This window comes from Streptomyces sp. NBC_00299, from assembly GCF_036173045.1.
Lineage (GTDB): Bacteria > Actinomycetota > Actinomycetes > Streptomycetales > Streptomycetaceae > Streptomyces > Streptomyces machairae.
On the sequence record NZ_CP108039.1, the window covers coordinates 3,260,565 to 3,274,996 of the forward strand.

A 14,432-nucleotide genomic window follows, 5' to 3' on the forward strand; every position below is an offset into this window, starting at 1 on the left:
GCGCTCCCTCCAGAGCCTAAAGGGCCCGGGAGGTACCTCCAGGGGTCAGCGCGCCGTCGCCGCCCGCAGACGAACCTCCGCGCGGCGCTCGGCGGAGGCGTCGTCGTCGGACTGCGCGCGCTCCAGCGCCCGCTCCGCGCGCTGGACATCGATCTCGTCCGACAGCTCGGCGATCTCGGCCAGCAGCGACAGCTTGTCGTCGGCGAAGGAGATGAAACCGCCGTGCACCGCGGCGATGACGGTTCCACCTTCACTCGTACGGATGGTCACGGGGCCCGACTCCAGCACACCGAGCAGCGGCTGGTGACCGGGCATGACGCCGATGTCGCCGGACGTGGTGCGCGCGACGACCAGGGTGGCCTGGCCCGACCAGACCTCACGGTCGGCGGCGACCAGCGCGACGTGCAGCTCAGCAGCCAAGGTGGCTCCTCGGGTCACCACCCGGCGGGTTCTGCCGGGTGTTGGTTACAAGTCTAGTAGGCGTGGATGAGGGGGCGGGACGAACCCCCGCCCCCTCATCAGAGCTCAATGGCTCACAAGCACCGGTGCGTCAGGAGACGCCCAGCTCCTTCGCGTTCTTCTTCAGGTCCTCGATACCACCGCAGAGGAAGAAGGCCTGCTCCGGGAAGTGGTCGAAGTCACCGTCGATGATCGCGTTGAACGCGGTGATCGACTCGTCCAGCGGCACGTCCGAACCGTCCACGCCGGTGAACTGCTTGGCGACGTGGGTGTTCTGGGACAGGAAGCGCTCGACACGGCGGGCACGCTGGACGACCAGCTTGTCCTCCTCGCCGAGCTCGTCGATGCCGAGGATGGCGATGATGTCCTGGAGGTCCTTGTACTTCTGCAGGATCCCCTTGACGCGCATCGCGGTGTTGTAGTGGTCCGCCGCGATGTAGCGCGGGTCCAGGATCCGGGACGTGGAGTCCAGCGGGTCCACGGCCGGGTAGATGCCCTTCTCGGAGATCGGACGGGACAGAACCGTCGTCGCGTCGAGGTGGGCGAACGTGGTGGCCGGGGCCGGGTCGGTCAGGTCGTCCGCGGGGACGTAGATCGCCTGCATCGAGGTGATCGAGTGACCACGGGTCGAGGTGATGCGCTCCTGGAGGAGACCCATCTCGTCGGCCAGGTTCGGCTGGTAGCCCACCGCGGAGGGCATACGGCCGAGCAGGGTCGAGACCTCGGAACCGGCCTGCGTGAAGCGGAAGATGTTGTCGATGAAGAACAGCACGTCCTGCTTCTGGACGTCACGGAAGTACTCGGCCATGGTGAGGCCGGCCAGCGCGACGCGCAGACGGGTGCCCGGGGGCTCGTCCATCTGACCGAAGACCAGGGCGGTCTTGTCGATGACGCCCGACTCGGCCATCTCCTCGATGAGGTCGTTGCCCTCACGGGTGCGCTCGCCGACACCGGCGAACACGGAGACACCGTCGTGGTTGTTGGCGACGCGGTAGATCATCTCCTGGATGAGCACCGTCTTGCCGACGCCGGCACCGCCGAACAGACCGATCTTTCCACCCTTGACGTACGGGGTGAGAAGGTCGATGACCTTGACGCCGGTCTCGAACATCTCGGTCTTCGACTCGAGCTCGTCGAAGTTCGGCGCCTTGCGGTGGATGCCCCAGCGCTCGCCGTCGTACTTCTCGTCGACGTTCAGCACCTCACCGAGGGTGTTGAACACCTTGCCCTTGGTGAAGTCACCGACGGGCACTGTGATGGAGGCACCGGTGTCGGTGACCGCGGCCTGGCGGACCAGACCGTCGGTGGGCTGCATCGAGATCGTGCGGACCAGGCCGTCACCCAGGTGCTGGGCGACCTCCAGGGTCAGCGTCTTCTTCGCGCCGTCCTGGGCCGGGTCGGCCACCTCGACGTGAAGGGCGTTGTAGATCTCCGGCATGGCGTCGACGGGGAATTCCACGTCGACGACCGGGCCGATGACCCGGGCGACGCGGCCCGTGGCAACGGCCGTCTCAACTGTCGTCGTCATTACCTGTCACTCCCCGCGGTCGCGTCGGCCAGGGCTGCGGAGCCACCGACGATCTCGCTGATTTCCTGGGTGATTTCGGCCTGGCGGGCCGCGTTGGCAAGCCGCGAGAGCGTCTCGATGAGCTCTCCCGCGTTGTCGGTGGCCGACTTCATCGCCCGCCGCGTGGCGGCGTGCTTGGAGGCGGCCGACTGGAGCAGCGCGTTGTAGATACGGCTCTCCACGTAGCGCGGCAGCAGGGCGTCGAGGACGTCCTCCGCCGAGGGCTCGAAGTCGAACAGCGGAAGGATCTCGCCCTTGGGGGCAGCCTCCTTCGCGACCTCTTCGAGGCTGAGCGGCAGCAGACGGTCGTCGAGCGCCGTCTGCGTCATCATCGAGACGAACTCGGTGAAGACGATGTGGAGTTCGTCCACGCCACCCTCGGCCGTGTCCTTCTCGATCGCCTCGATCAGCGGCGCCGCGACCTTCTTGGCGTCCGCGTACGACGGCTCGTCCGTGAACCCGCTCCACGACTCCGCGATCTTGCGCTCGCGGAAGTTGTAGTGGGCGACACCACGGCGGCCGACGATGTAGATCTCGACCTCCTGGCCCTCACTCTCCAGACGCGCGGTCAGCTGCTCCGCGATCTTGATGGAGTTCGAGTTGAAGGCGCCGGCGAGACCGCGGTCGCTCGTCAGGAGCAGCACCGCGGACCGCGTGACCGTCTCGGCCTGCGTGGTCAGCGGGTGCTTCGTGTTCGAGCCGGTACCGACCGCCGTGACCGCGCGGGTGAGCTCGGTCGCGTACGGCGTGGAGGCCGCCACCTTGCGCTGCGCCTTGACGACACGCGAGGCGGCGATCATCTCCATCGCCTTGGTGATCTTCTTGGTCGCGGTGACGGATCGGATGCGACGCTTGTAGACCCGGAGCTGGGCTCCCATGAGTCAGGTCCCTTCCTTACGTCACTTGGAGGCGCTGGTCGCCTTCGGACCGGCCTCTTCGCCGAGCAGCTTGCCGTCAGCGGTCTCGAACTGCTTCTTGAAGTCGGCGATCGCGTCGGCAACGGCGGTCAGGGTGTCGTCCGACATCTTGGCGCCCTCCTTGATGGAGGTCATCAGGCCCTGCTCCTTGCGGTGCAGGTACTCGAGGAGCTCCTTCTCGAAGCGGCGGATGTCGCTGACCGGAACGTCGTCCATCTTGCCGGTGGTGGCACCCCAGACCGAGACGACCTGGTCCTCGATGGCCATCGGCTGGTACTGAGCCTGCTTGAGCAGCTCGACGAGACGCGAACCACGCTCCAGCTGCGCCTTCGACGCGGCGTCCAGGTCGGAACCGAAGGCGGCGAACGCCTCCAGCTCGCGGTACTGGGCCAGGTCCAGACGCAGACGACCGGAGACCTGTCGCATCGCCTTGTGCTGCGCGGAACCACCGACTCGGGAGACGGAGATACCGACGTTCAGCGCGGGGCGCTGACCGGCGTTGAACAGGTCCGACTCCAGGAAGCACTGGCCGTCGGTGATGGAGATGACGTTGGTCGGGATGAACGCCGAGACGTCGTTGGCCTTGGTCTCGACGATCGGCAGACCCGTCATCGAACCGGCGCCCATGTCGTCGGAGAGCTTCGCGCAGCGCTCCAGCAGACGGGAGTGCAGGTAGAAGACGTCACCCGGGTAGGCCTCACGGCCCGGCGGGCGGCGCAGCAGCAGGGACACGGCGCGGTAGGCGTCGGCCTGCTTCGAGAGGTCGTCGAAGATGATGAGGACGTGCTTGCCCTCGTACATCCACTGCTGGCCGATGGCCGAACCGGTGTACGGCGCCAGGTACTTGAAGCCGGCCGGGTCGGACGCCGGGGCGGCGACGATGGTCGTGTACTCCAGCGCGCCGTTCTCCTCCAGCGCGCGGCGGACCGACGCGATCGTCGAGCCCTTCTGACCGATGGCGACGTAGATGCAGCGGACCTGCTTGTTCGGGTCGCCGGTGCGCCAGTTGTCACGCTGGTTGATGATCGTGTCGACGGCCAGGGCGGTCTTGCCGGTCTGGCGGTCACCGATGATCAGCTGACGCTGGCCACGGCCGATCGGGGTCATCGCGTCGACGGCCTTGTAGCCGGTCTCCATCGGCTCGTGCACCGACTTACGGGCCATGACGCCCGGAGCCTGAAGCTCCAGGGCGCGGCGGCCGGACGTCTCGATCTCGCCGAGGCCGTCGATCGCGTTGCCGAGCGGGTCGACGACGCGGCCGAGGTAGCCCTCGCCGACGGCCACGGAGAGGACCTCACCGGTACGGGAGACCGGCTGACCCTCCTCGACGCCGCTGAACTCACCGAGGACGACGGCGCCGATCTCGCGCTCTTCCAGGTTGAGCGCGAGGCCGAGGGTGCCGTCCTCGAACTTCAGCAGTTCGTTGGCCATGGCCGAGGGCAGGCCCTCGACCTTCGCGATGCCGTCGCCGGCAAGGGTGACCGTACCGACCTCCTCGCGCGAGGCCGCGTCCGGCTTGTACGACTGGACGAAGTTCTCCAGCGCGTCCCGGATCTCCTCCGGCCGGATCGTGAGCTCCGCCATCTGGGTTCCCTGCTCTCCTTGTTGGGCCCGAAGTTTCACTTTGGGGGGATGGGGACTCCCCCCGTAAAAGAGGTGAATCCTCTGCACGGCCCAACATGGGCCGTCGTAAGTACGTACTGCTCTTGCTATGAAGTTGCTGCTAGCTCGCCAGTCGGCGGCCGGCGTCCTCGATGCGGTCCGCGAGGGAGCCGTTGATGACCTCGTCACCGACCTGCACCCGGATTCCGCCGACGACCTCGGGGTCCACGTCGAGGTTGAGGTGCATCTGGCGGCCGTAGAGCTTCGCGAGGGCGGCACCCAGGCGCTGCCTCTGCGGGTCGCTCAGCGGCACCGCCGAGGTGACGATGGCCACCATGCGGTCCCGGCGCTCGGCGGCGAGCTTGGACAGGGACTCCAGTCCCGACTCCAGGCTACGTCCACGCGGCGCGGTCACAAGACGCGTCACCAGACGCCCCGTGGTCGCCTTGGCCCGGCCGCCGAGCAGGCTGCGCAGCAGCTCGCCCTTGGCCGACGCCGTTGCGGCGCGGTTGGTCAGCGCGGCGCGCAGCTCGGTGCTCGAGGAGACGATCCGGCCGAACCGGAACAGCTCGTCCTCGACGTCGTCGAGCTTGCCCGTGCGCTGCGCGGCGGTGAGGTCGGCGGTGTCCGCCAGCTCCTCCAGCGCGTCCACCAGGTCGCGGGACTGCGACCAGCGGGAACGCACCATGCCGGCCAGCAGGTCAGCGGTCTCGCCGCCGACCTGGCCGCCGAGCAGGCGCTGAGCCAGCTCGGCCTTGGCCTCGCCGGCCTGCGCCGGGTCGGTGAGGACCCGACGCAGCGACACCTCGCGGTCGAGCAGCGCGGTGACGGCGGCCAGCTCGTCGGCGAGCTTGGCCGCGTCGACGGACGTGTTGTCCGTCAGCGCGTCGAGACGCTCACGTGCGGCTGCCAGGGCCTCGCGGCTCGCTCCGTTCATCGCGCGGCCTCGGCCTTCTCCTCGAGGTCCTCGAGGAAGCGGTCGATGACACGGCTCTGACGGGCGTGGTCCTCGAGGGACTCGCCGACGAGCTTGCCGGCCAGTTCGGTGGCGAGCTTGCCGACGTCCTGGCGCAGCGCGGACGCGGCGGCCTTGCGGTCGGCCTCGACCTGGGCGTGACCGGCGGCGACGATCTCCTCGCGCTGCCGCTGGCCTTCCGCGCGCATCTCGGCGATGAGCGTGGCGCCCTGTTCCTGCGCCTCCTGGCGCAGTCGCGCGGCCTCGTGCCGGGCCTCGGCGAGCTGGGCCTTGTACTGCTCCAGAACGCTCTGGGCCTCGGTCTGGGCGGCCTCGGCCTTCTCGATACCGCCCTCGATGGCCTCGCGGCGCTCTTCCAGAACCTTGTTGATGTTCGGGAGGAGCTTCTTGGCGAGGAAGCCGAAGACGATGACGAAGGCGATCAGGCCGATGACAACTTCCGGCCACGGCGGAATGAGGGGGTTCTCCTTGTGCCCCTCCTGCGCCAGGATCATGGCGACGTTCACGTCAGTGCCTTTCGTCTAAAGAGTCGGTCGTCAGGCTCGTCTTAGTAGACGAACGGCATGACCAGACCGATGAGGGCGAGCGCCTCACAGAAGGCGAAGCCGAGGATCTGGTTGGCGCGGATCAGACCGGCAGCCTCGGGCTGACGGGCAAGGGCCTGGGTGCCGTTACCGAAGATGATGCCGACGCCGACGCCCGGGCCGATGGCGGCGAGACCGTAGCCGACGGAGCCGAGGTCACCGGTGACAGCAGCGAGGTTGGACATGCCAGTTCTTCCTTCTCTTAACGGACCGGCGGGGGTTGGCCACCGGACGACTATGGGATTCGAAAATCAGGGTGCTCAGTGGTGCTCGGCGAGCGCACCCTGGATGAAGGTGCAGGTCAGGAGGACGAATACGTACGCCTGAACAGCCTGGATGAAGAGCTCGAAGGCCGTCATCACGATGACCATCACGAACGAGACGGCGGAGTAAGCGATGCCGATGCCGTTGAGCATGTACCAGCTGGCGATCGTGAAGAGCAGCAGCAGGGTGTGACCGGCGAACATGTTCGCGAACAGTCGCACCGCGTGCGTGAACGGGCGGACCAGCAGGTTCGAGGCGAGCTCGATCGTCATGGACAGCGGGAGCACCGCGCCCAGCGACTTGTCGTAGCCGGTGAAGTTCTTGAAGGCACCGACGAATCCGTGCCGCTTGAAGGTCAGCGAGACCCACAGGACGTAGACGATCAGGGCCAGGACCAGCGGGTAGGCGATGATCGACGTCACCGGGAAGGCGGCGACAGGGACGATCGACCAGACGTTCATCATCCAGATGAAGAAGAACAGCGAGACGGCGAGCGGAACATACTTCTCGCCTTCCTTCTTGCCGATCGTCTCGTAGACGATGCCGCGGCGGACGAAGTCGTAGCCGGCCTCGACGACCATCTGGAGCTTGCCCGGGACGACGCTCGGCTTGCGGAACGCGGCCCAGAAGACGCCCACCACGATGATCGAACCGAGCAGGGCGAGCAGCATCGGCTTGTTGAAGTAGAAGGCGTTGCCGTCCGCGTCGCCCATGAGCGGCTCGAACAGGAACGAGTGCAAGCCAGGAGCGACAGTGTCGAAGCCACATCCGTCGAAGAGGTGGCAGTTCGTGTCGAAGGCGAGCACCTGCGTCGGGTCAGCACTCACCGCGGGCTCCTTCATCGTGGCGCATAGGTACGGCAACCTCGTTGTGTCGGCGCGGCGCGCAGCCGCAGTTCGGCACGGGACTGGTGTTACGGATATGGGGGCGGCTGTGGGGCATCTCGCCTCGTGATCGAGCAGGCGTCAGCTCAGATGCCCGCGCCCGCGATGCCGCAGTTGGCACCGGACGATAGCAGGACTTCTCAAGCGGCTTTATCCCGGCCCTACCCCTCACTTCGAGGCCCCGTCTTTTCGGGCTTGTCACCCTTCGAGGGGGTGCCCGAATCGGGTTCGACGTAGAGGATCTTGGCCTTCATGTGGGCGCGCGTCTGCGCGGCGATCCACACGAGGGTGCCGACCACGAGCGTGATCGCAAAGGCCCGGGGGTTGAACAGCGTCGTGTTCTTGAAGATGGAGAGGAAGACGAACAGCAGCAAGATCTGGGCCGCGTAGAGCATCAGGCCCATCGCCTGAAACAGATGCGGAAGCGATTTGGCAGTGCGCTGCAGAACGTAGAGACCGATTCCCATGAACAGGATCACGACCAGTGTCGCGACAACCGCCCCGACAGCCCCATCACCACCGGCGACCACCCCACTGACCACGGCTGCGACAGCTCCGGCGGCTGCTGTGGGCACAGCAGCCTGGAGCAAGATCCGGGCGTCATTGGACGGCATGGCGGCAACTCCGCTTTCACGGTGGGGGCAGGGTGTCGTCATGGACGAGCGTAGTCCCGGGCTGAGAGAGAACCTCACACCAATGGACCGTCGCACTACGGCCCTTCGGCTCTATCCGGGGGGTTCTCGTGAACCGTATCACAAACTATTTGATGAGGTCTTTACCTGGAGGCGTGCTCAGTGTCACACATGAGAGTGATGGCGCGCGTCTGTGCAGGCATGCGGTCGACTTGTCTGGTATTGGGGCGCTTCGCTCCCCCATGACTTGGCAATGCTCTAGTCAGATTCTTACCTTGGCCGCGGGCCCTTGCCTTGACGGTCGGACCGTCAGCGCGACGTCCCGGCCTTCCGCCGGTCCAGGTGGCGAGAACGGGCGCCGATCGCGGTCGCCCCGTTGACGCGCGAGACGCCGGCGGCGACCGGAGTGCGCTGCTCCTCCTCCGCCTCGTCCGGCTCCCCGGCGCCGCCGGACTGCGGTGTGGTGGCCGCGGGCTCCGCGACGGCGCCGCTGCGGCGGTAGCGAGGCGGCACGAAGGCCTCGGCCCAGCGGGGCGTACGCGGCGTGAAGCGCGGGAGCAGCAGCAGGACCAGGCCGATGGCGCTGAGGAACACCACCCCGAGCACGATCCACATGGACGCCGAATTCACCGAGTAGGCGAGGGCGCCGAAGGCGATCAGGGCCGACCAGAAGTACATGATCAGCACCGCGCGGCTGTGGGAGTGGCCGATCTCCAGCAGACGGTGGTGGAGGTGACCCCGGTCGGCGGCGAACGGGGACTGGCCGCGCCAGGTGCGGCGCACGATCGCCAGCACCAGGTCGGCGGCCGGGATCGCGATGATCGTCAGCGGCAGCAGCAGCGGGATGTAGACCGGCACCGTCTGGTGCACGGCCGCCTTCTCCGAGCCGGCGAACAGCTTCAGCGCATCCGGGTCGACCTGTCCCGTGATGGAGATCGCGCCCGCCGCCAGCACCAGGCCGATCAGCATCGAGCCGGAGTCGCCCATGAAGATCCGCGCCGGGTGCATGTTGTGCGGCAGGAAGCCCAGGCACATGCCCATCAGGATGGCCGAGAACAGCGTGGCGGGGGCGGCGGCCTCGATGCCGTACGACACCCAGACGCGGTAGGCGTAGAGGAAGAACGCCGCCGACGCGATGCAGACCACGCCTGCTGCCAGGCCGTCGAGGCCGTCGACGAAGTTGACCGCGTTGATGGTGATGACGACGAGGGCGACGGTGAGCAGGGTGCCCTGCCACTGGGTCAGCGCGACATTGCCGACGGTCGGGATCGGCAGCCACAGGATCGTCAGACCCTGCATGACCATGACGCCGGCGGCGATCATCTGGCCGCCCAGCTTGATCAGGGCGTCGATCTCGAACTTGTCGTCCAGGACGCCGATCAGCCAGATGAGCGCCGCTCCGGAGAGCAGCGCCCGCGGTTCGTTGGACTTCTCGAAGACCGTACTGAGGTTGGTCAGGTGGTCCGCGACCAGCAGGCCCGCGCACAGGCCGAAGAACATCGCGATACCGCCGAGCCGCGGAGTGGGTTCCCGGTGCACGTCACGTGCCCGGATCTCCGGCATCGCTCCGGCCACGATCGCGAACTTCCGCACCGGCCCTGTCAGCAGATACGTCACCGCGGCCGTGATGCAGAGCGTCAGCAGGTATTCACGCACGGGCTTCCCCACAAGTCTCGCTGGCCATCTCAGCCCCACACCCTAGCGACGTACAGATACGCGACGCATATGTGTGGGGACTTCCGGGTAGCGACGATGGTTGCACGTGTGGCTGTGTGCGCAGGTGCGTCTACCCCGTCTCAGCCGGGATACGGCAGAAATCTACCGGCCAGCTCCCGCACTTCTTCACGCGCCTTCTGAGTTTCGGTCTCTCCTCGCAGCACGCTCGCCAGCTGTGCGGCGAGCCACACCATCTCCGCCTCCCCCATGCCCTGGGTGGTCACGGCCGCCGTGCCGAGGCGCAGGCCGCGGGCGTCGCCGTGCGGCAGGGCGCAGCAGTCCAGCACCATCCCGGCCGCCGCGAGCCGTCCCCGTGCGTCCCGGCCGTCGACGCCGAGGGGCGCCGGGTCGGCGGTGATGAGGTGTGTGTCGGTGCCGCCCGTGGTGACGACCAGACCCTCGGCTGCCAGCCCGGCTGCCAGGGTTCTGGCATTGGCGACCACCTGATGGGCGTACACCGCGAACGCCGGGGTTGCCGCCTCGCCGAACGCGACGGCCTTCGCGGCGATGGTGTGCATCTGGGCGCCGCCCTGTGTGAAAGGAAACACAGCGCGGTCGATCCGCTCGGCGAGGTCCGAGCCGCACACGATCAAGCCGCCGCGCGGACCGCGCAGCACCTTGTGGGTGGTGGCGCACACCACATCGGCGTACGGCACCGGGTTCGGGGCCGCTCCGCCGGCGACGAGCCCCATCGGGTGGGCGGCGTCGGCGATGAGATACGCGCCCACCTCGTCCGCGATGTCGCGGAAGACGGCGTAGTCGATGTGGCGCGGATAGGCGATGGACCCGCACACGACGGCCTTGGGCCGGTGGTTGCGGGCGAGCGTGCGCACCTGGTCGTAGTCGATGAGCCCGGTCTCGGCGTCCACCCCGTAGCCGACGAAGTCGAACCAGCGGCCGGAGAAGTTGGCGGGCGACCCGTGCGTGAGGTGTCCGCCGTAGGGCAGTCCGAGGGCGAGGACGGTGTCGCCGGGGCGCAGCAGGGCGGCGTACGCGGCGAGGACGGCCGAAGACCCCGAGTGGGACTGGACGTTGGCGTGCTCGGCGCCGAACAGCGCCTTGGCCCGCTCGACGGCGAGGCGCTCGGCGACGTCGACCATCTCGCACCCGCCGTGGTAGCGGGCGCCCGGGTACCCCTCCGCGTACTTGTTGGCGAGCGGCGACCCGAGCGCCGCCAGCACGGCCGGCGAGGTGAAGTTCTCGGCGGCGATGAGCTGAAGCGTCGTCGACTGCCGCTCAAGCTCCCCGAGCAGGATGTCGGCGAGCTGCGGGTCCTGCCGTCGCAGGACATCGGCCTCGAGGGTATGGGTGACCGACATGGTGGGCTCCGGGCGTGCGTCGACGGTGACGTACGTCCAATGTAGGCCGGGGACGTCAGCCGCGCCCGGCGTTGTCACGCGCGCGCACGAACGCCCGTCAGCGCCGTCACCACCGGATCCAGCGCCTCGTGTATCTCGTCCCCCACCGAGCGGAAGAACGTGAGCGGTGCGCCGTACGGGTCGTACACCTCGTCCGCCTCCGCCGTCGGTGCGAGGAGCCACCCGCGTAGAGCCGCCGCCGCACGGACCAGGGCGCGGGCGCGGAAGACCACGCCTTCCTCCAACGGAGGGAGCGTCGCCGGGTCTATGGCCTTCACCAGGCGGGTGAACTCCTTGAGGGTGAAGGTGCGCAGGCCCGCCGAATGGCCCATCGAGATGACCTGGGCGCGGTGGTCACGGGTGGCCGTCAGGACCAGGTCGGCGCGGATGACGTGCTCGTCGAGGAGCTCGCGGCCGACGAAGCCGGAGGCGTCCGCGCCGAAGTCGGCGAGGACGGTCTCCGCGTTGGATTCCATGGGCGCGCCCTCGTGGCCCCAGGTGCCCGCGCTCTCCACGATCAGCCCGCCGCCGAGCACACCGAGCCGCTGCGCCACGAAATGACGGGTCAGCCGCTCGGTGATCGGCGAGCGGCACACATTGCCGGTGCTGACGTGGAGGATGCGGAAGCTGTCACGCGGGAGGCCGACGAACGTCGTCGTGATCTCCGCCGCGCTTTCCCCGTTGCCTATGCCACGCCCCGCTTCAGGGGCTGTCAATTGGCCACCTCGAGGTCGGGTACGACCTTCCGCAGCTCTTCCGCGGAGATCGCGCCCGCGCGCAGGAGGAGGGGCACTTCGCGCGTCACGTCCACGATCGACGACGGGACGTTGCCGGGGGTCGGGCCGCCGTCCAGGTACACGGACACCGAGTCGCCGAGCATCTCCTGCGCGGCGTCACAGTCCTCGGGGGCCGGGTGACCCGTCAGGTTGGCCGACGAGACCGCCATCGGGCCGACCTCCGTCAGCAGCTCGATGGCGATCGGGTGCAGTGGCATGCGCACGGCAACCGTGCCCCGGGTGTCGCCCAGGTCCCACTGCAGCGACGGCTGGTGCTTGGCGACCAGCGTCAGCGCGCCCGGCCAGAAGGCGTCGACCAGCTCCCAGGCCAGCTCGGAGAAGTCCGTGACGAGACCGTGGAGCGTGTTCGGGGAGCCGATCAGCACAGGGGTGGGCATGTTGCGGCCCCGGCCCTTGGCCTCCAGCAGGTCGCCGACGGCCTCCTTGGCGAACGCGTCGGCGCCGATGCCGTACACCGTGTCGGTCGGGAGGACCACGAGCTCGCCACGGCGGACGGCGGACGCGGCTTCACGCAGACCGGTCGTGCGGTCGGTCGCGTCATTGGTGTCGTATCGCCGTGCCATATCTAGCGGGCCTCCTCGTACACGAAGTACACGTACTGCGGGGAAAGAGTCTCGGGGGCGGTCACGGCAGCGCCTTGCGGGCGGTCGCGAACCTCGGGCGGTTGTTGAGGTCGGGGTGGTCGGCAGCGTCGGCCCAGCCCCGCTCCTCGGTGAAGATCCACGGCACCTGGCCGCCCTGGGTGTCGGCGTGTTCGATGACAACGACGCCGCCGGGACGGAGGAGACGGTGTGCGGTCCGTTCCAGACCGCGAATGAGGTCGAGGCCGTCCTCGCCCGAGAACAGGGCGAGTTCGGGATCGTAGTCCCGCGCCTCGGGAGCGACGTACTCCCATTCGGTGAGCGGGATGTAGGGCGGGTTGGAGATGACCAGGTCGACCTGGCCGTCGAGGTCGGGGAAGGCGTCCAGGGCGTTGCCCTGACGCAGGTCGACCCTGGACCCCTCGACGTTCTTGCGCGTCCAGTGCAGGGCGTCCTCGGACAGCTCCACGGCGTGCACGCGCGAGCGCGGGACCTCCTGGGCGAGGGCGAGCGCGATGGCGCCGGTGCCGGTGCACAGGTCGACGATGCAGGGCTCGACGACGTCCATCGCGCGCACCGCGTCTATGGCCCAGCCGACCACCGACTCGGTCTCGGGGCGGGGCACGAACACCCCGGGCCCGACTTGGAGTTCGAGGTAGCGGAAGTAGGCCCGCCCGGTGATGTGCTGCAGCGGCTCGCGCTGCTCACGGCGGGCGATGACCTCCCAGTAGCGGGCGTCGAAGTCCGAGTCCTTCACGGAGTGCAGCTCGCCCCGCTTCACGCCGTGCACGAACGCGGCGAGCTCCTCCGCGTCGTTGCGCGGCGAGGGCACGCCGGCGTCGGCCAGCCGCTGGGTGGCCTGTGCCACCTCCGCGAGCAGCACGCTGCGGGGGCTTGAGGGTCGCCCCCCAATGAATTGCTGCACGCAAGTCCTCCGTGTCGTACTCGTACGTGCGTACGTCCCTTACGTCCTTACGCAGCCGCCAGCTTCGCTGCCGAGTCCGCGTCGACGCAGGCCTGGATCACCGCGTCGAGGTCGCCGTCCAGGACCTGGTCCAGGTTGTAGGCCTTGAAGCCGACGCGGTGGTCCGAGATACGATTCTCCGGGAAGTTGTACGTGCGGATCTTCTCGGAGCGGTCGACGGTGCGGACCTGGCTGCGGCGGGCGTCGGCTGCTTCCTTCTCCGCTTCCTCCTGCGCCGCTGCGAGCAGCCTGGAGCGCAGGATACGCAGTGCCTGCTCCTTGTTCTGCAGCTGGCTCTTCTCGTTCTGGCAGGAGGCGACGACTCCGGTGGGAATGTGCGTGATGCGCACGGCGGAGTCGGTGGTGTTGACGGACTGGCCACCGGGTCCGGAGGACCGGTAGACGTCGATGCGGAGGTCGTTGGGGTTGATCTCGACGTCGACTTCCTCGGCCTCTGGCGTCACGAGTACGCCGGCCGCGGACGTGTGGATACGGCCCTGCGACTCGGTCGCCGGCACACGCTGCACGCGGTGCACGCCGCCCTCGTACTTCATCCGGGCCCAGACACCCTGGCCGGGCTCGGTGGCGCCGTTCCCGCCCTTGGTCTTCACAGCGACCTGGACGTCCTTGTAACCGCCGAGCTCGGACTCGGTCGAGTCGATGATCTCGGTCTTCCAGCCGACGCGCTCGGCGTACCGCAGATACATGCGCAGCAGGTCGCCGGCGAACAGCGCGGACTCGTCGCCGCCCGCACCCGCCTTGATCTCCAGAATGACGTCCTTGTCGTCACTCGGGTCACGCGGGACGAGCAGCAGACGCAGCTTCTCGGTCAGTTCCTCGCGCTGCTTGTCCAGCTCCTTGACCTCGGCCACGAAGTCCGGGTCGTCGGCGGCGAATTCCTTCGCCGTCTCGATGTCGTCGCCGGTCTGCTTCCAGGAGCGGTACGTGGCGACGATCGGGGTGAGCTCGGCGTAGCGCTTGTTCAGCTTGCGCGCGTTCGCCTGGTCCGCGTGGACCGACGGGTCGGCGAGCTTCGTCTCCAGGTCGGCGTGCTCTGCTACGAGCTCCTCGACGGCCTCGAACATCTTTGGCTCCTGTGTAGGTACGTCTGTGAAGGGCGGGCGACCAAAA

The 14,432-nt window shown here is 68.1% G+C and carries 15 protein-coding genes; all 15 read right to left on the minus strand.

From position 1 onward, the window contains the following. Positions 1-45 precede the first annotated feature (45 nt). The 15 genes from OHT51_RS14165 to prfA all read right to left on the minus strand — a co-directional run bounded on the left by OHT51_RS14165 (position 46) and on the right by prfA (position 14,386). Positions 46-420, minus strand: a complete 375-nt coding sequence (locus tag OHT51_RS14165) for a F0F1 ATP synthase subunit epsilon (RefSeq protein WP_328879293.1) — start codon at positions 418-420, stop codon at positions 46-48. Positions 421-550: 130 nt separating this feature from the next. Then, the gene (gene atpD, locus OHT51_RS14170; protein ID WP_328879294.1) at positions 551-1,987 is read right to left on the minus strand and encodes a F0F1 ATP synthase subunit beta; all 1,437 of its coding nucleotides are present in this window, start codon (positions 1,985-1,987) and stop codon (positions 551-553) included. Continuing rightward, on the minus strand, positions 1,987-2,904 hold the full coding sequence (locus tag OHT51_RS14175; protein WP_328879295.1) for a F0F1 ATP synthase subunit gamma: 918 nt from the start codon (positions 2,902-2,904) through the stop codon (positions 1,987-1,989). Before OHT51_RS14175 ends, atpD begins: the two co-directional genes overlap by 1 nt. 21 nt (positions 2,905-2,925) lie before the next feature. Then, on the minus strand, positions 2,926-4,527 hold the full coding sequence (gene atpA / locus OHT51_RS14180; protein WP_328879296.1) for a F0F1 ATP synthase subunit alpha: 1,602 nt from the start codon (positions 4,525-4,527) through the stop codon (positions 2,926-2,928). A gap of 139 nt (positions 4,528-4,666) precedes the next feature. Next, entirely contained in the window at positions 4,667-5,482 is an 816-nt protein-coding gene (locus OHT51_RS14185) for a F0F1 ATP synthase subunit delta (protein ID WP_328879297.1), read from the minus strand. Continuing rightward, complete coding sequence (locus tag OHT51_RS14190) at positions 5,479-6,015, minus strand: F0F1 ATP synthase subunit B (RefSeq protein WP_328884321.1); 537 nt, start codon at positions 6,013-6,015, stop codon at positions 5,479-5,481. Before OHT51_RS14190 ends, OHT51_RS14185 begins: the two co-directional genes overlap by 4 nt. 53 nt (positions 6,016-6,068) lie before the next feature. Further along, a complete protein-coding gene (gene atpE / locus OHT51_RS14195; RefSeq protein WP_004925497.1) occupies positions 6,069-6,290 on the minus strand; it encodes an ATP synthase F0 subunit C in 222 nt (73 codons plus the stop codon). A gap of 75 nt (positions 6,291-6,365) precedes the next feature. After that, positions 6,366-7,211, minus strand: a complete 846-nt coding sequence (gene atpB, locus OHT51_RS14200; protein WP_328879298.1) for a F0F1 ATP synthase subunit A — start codon at positions 7,209-7,211, stop codon at positions 6,366-6,368. 203 nt (positions 7,212-7,414) lie between these two features. Further along, on the minus strand, positions 7,415-7,867 hold the full coding sequence (locus OHT51_RS14205; protein WP_328879299.1) for a hypothetical protein: 453 nt from the start codon (positions 7,865-7,867) through the stop codon (positions 7,415-7,417). Between the two features lie 327 nt (positions 7,868-8,194). After that, positions 8,195-9,541 (minus strand): MraY family glycosyltransferase, encoded by a 1,347-nt coding sequence (locus OHT51_RS14210; protein WP_328879300.1) that lies wholly within the window; start codon positions 9,539-9,541, stop codon positions 8,195-8,197. A gap of 140 nt (positions 9,542-9,681) precedes the next feature. Further along, positions 9,682-10,920: a serine hydroxymethyltransferase gene (glyA, locus tag OHT51_RS14215; RefSeq protein WP_328879301.1), complete on the minus strand. Its 1,239-nt coding sequence runs from the start codon at positions 10,918-10,920 to the stop codon at positions 9,682-9,684. A gap of 74 nt (positions 10,921-10,994) precedes the next feature. After that, a complete protein-coding gene (locus OHT51_RS14220; RefSeq protein ID WP_328879302.1) occupies positions 10,995-11,675 on the minus strand; it encodes an arsenate reductase/protein-tyrosine-phosphatase family protein in 681 nt (226 codons plus the stop codon). Then, positions 11,672-12,319, minus strand: coding sequence for an L-threonylcarbamoyladenylate synthase (locus OHT51_RS14225; protein ID WP_328879303.1), 648 nt, complete (start codon positions 12,317-12,319; stop codon positions 11,672-11,674). The genes OHT51_RS14220 and OHT51_RS14225 overlap by 4 nt, the downstream gene beginning before the upstream one ends. A gap of 61 nt (positions 12,320-12,380) precedes the next feature. After that, positions 12,381-13,220, minus strand: a complete 840-nt coding sequence (prmC, locus tag OHT51_RS14230; RefSeq protein WP_328884322.1) for a peptide chain release factor N(5)-glutamine methyltransferase — start codon at positions 13,218-13,220, stop codon at positions 12,381-12,383. Between the two features lie 89 nt (positions 13,221-13,309). Continuing rightward, positions 13,310-14,386 (minus strand): peptide chain release factor 1, encoded by a 1,077-nt coding sequence (prfA, locus tag OHT51_RS14235; RefSeq protein ID WP_328879304.1) that lies wholly within the window; start codon positions 14,384-14,386, stop codon positions 13,310-13,312. Positions 14,387-14,432 lie beyond the last annotated feature (46 nt).

Coding starts and splice junctions, on each gene's coding strand:
- glyA (WP_328879301.1), bottom strand. CDS start 10,920: ATGTCGGTCACCCATACCCTCGAGGCCGATGTCCTGCGACGGCAGGAC.
- OHT51_RS14185 (WP_328879297.1), bottom strand. CDS start 5,482: ATGAACGGAGCGAGCCGCGAGGCCCTGGCAGCCGCACGTGAGCGTCTC.
- OHT51_RS14175 (WP_328879295.1), bottom strand. CDS start 2,904: ATGGGAGCCCAGCTCCGGGTCTACAAGCGTCGCATCCGATCCGTCACC.
- OHT51_RS14225 (WP_328879303.1), bottom strand. CDS start 12,319: ATGGCACGGCGATACGACACCAATGACGCGACCGACCGCACGACCGGT.
- atpB (WP_328879298.1), bottom strand. CDS start 7,211: ATGAAGGAGCCCGCGGTGAGTGCTGACCCGACGCAGGTGCTCGCCTTC.
- atpE (WP_004925497.1), bottom strand. CDS start 6,290: ATGTCCAACCTCGCTGCTGTCACCGGTGACCTCGGCTCCGTCGGCTAC.
- atpD (WP_328879294.1), bottom strand. CDS start 1,987: ATGACGACGACAGTTGAGACGGCCGTTGCCACGGGCCGCGTCGCCCGG.
- prfA (WP_328879304.1), bottom strand. CDS start 14,386: ATGTTCGAGGCCGTCGAGGAGCTCGTAGCAGAGCACGCCGACCTGGAG.
- OHT51_RS14190 (WP_328884321.1), bottom strand. CDS start 6,015: ATGATCCTGGCGCAGGAGGGGCACAAGGAGAACCCCCTCATTCCGCCG.
- OHT51_RS14205 (WP_328879299.1), bottom strand. CDS start 7,867: ATGCCGTCCAATGACGCCCGGATCTTGCTCCAGGCTGCTGTGCCCACA.
- atpA (WP_328879296.1), bottom strand. CDS start 4,527: ATGGCGGAGCTCACGATCCGGCCGGAGGAGATCCGGGACGCGCTGGAG.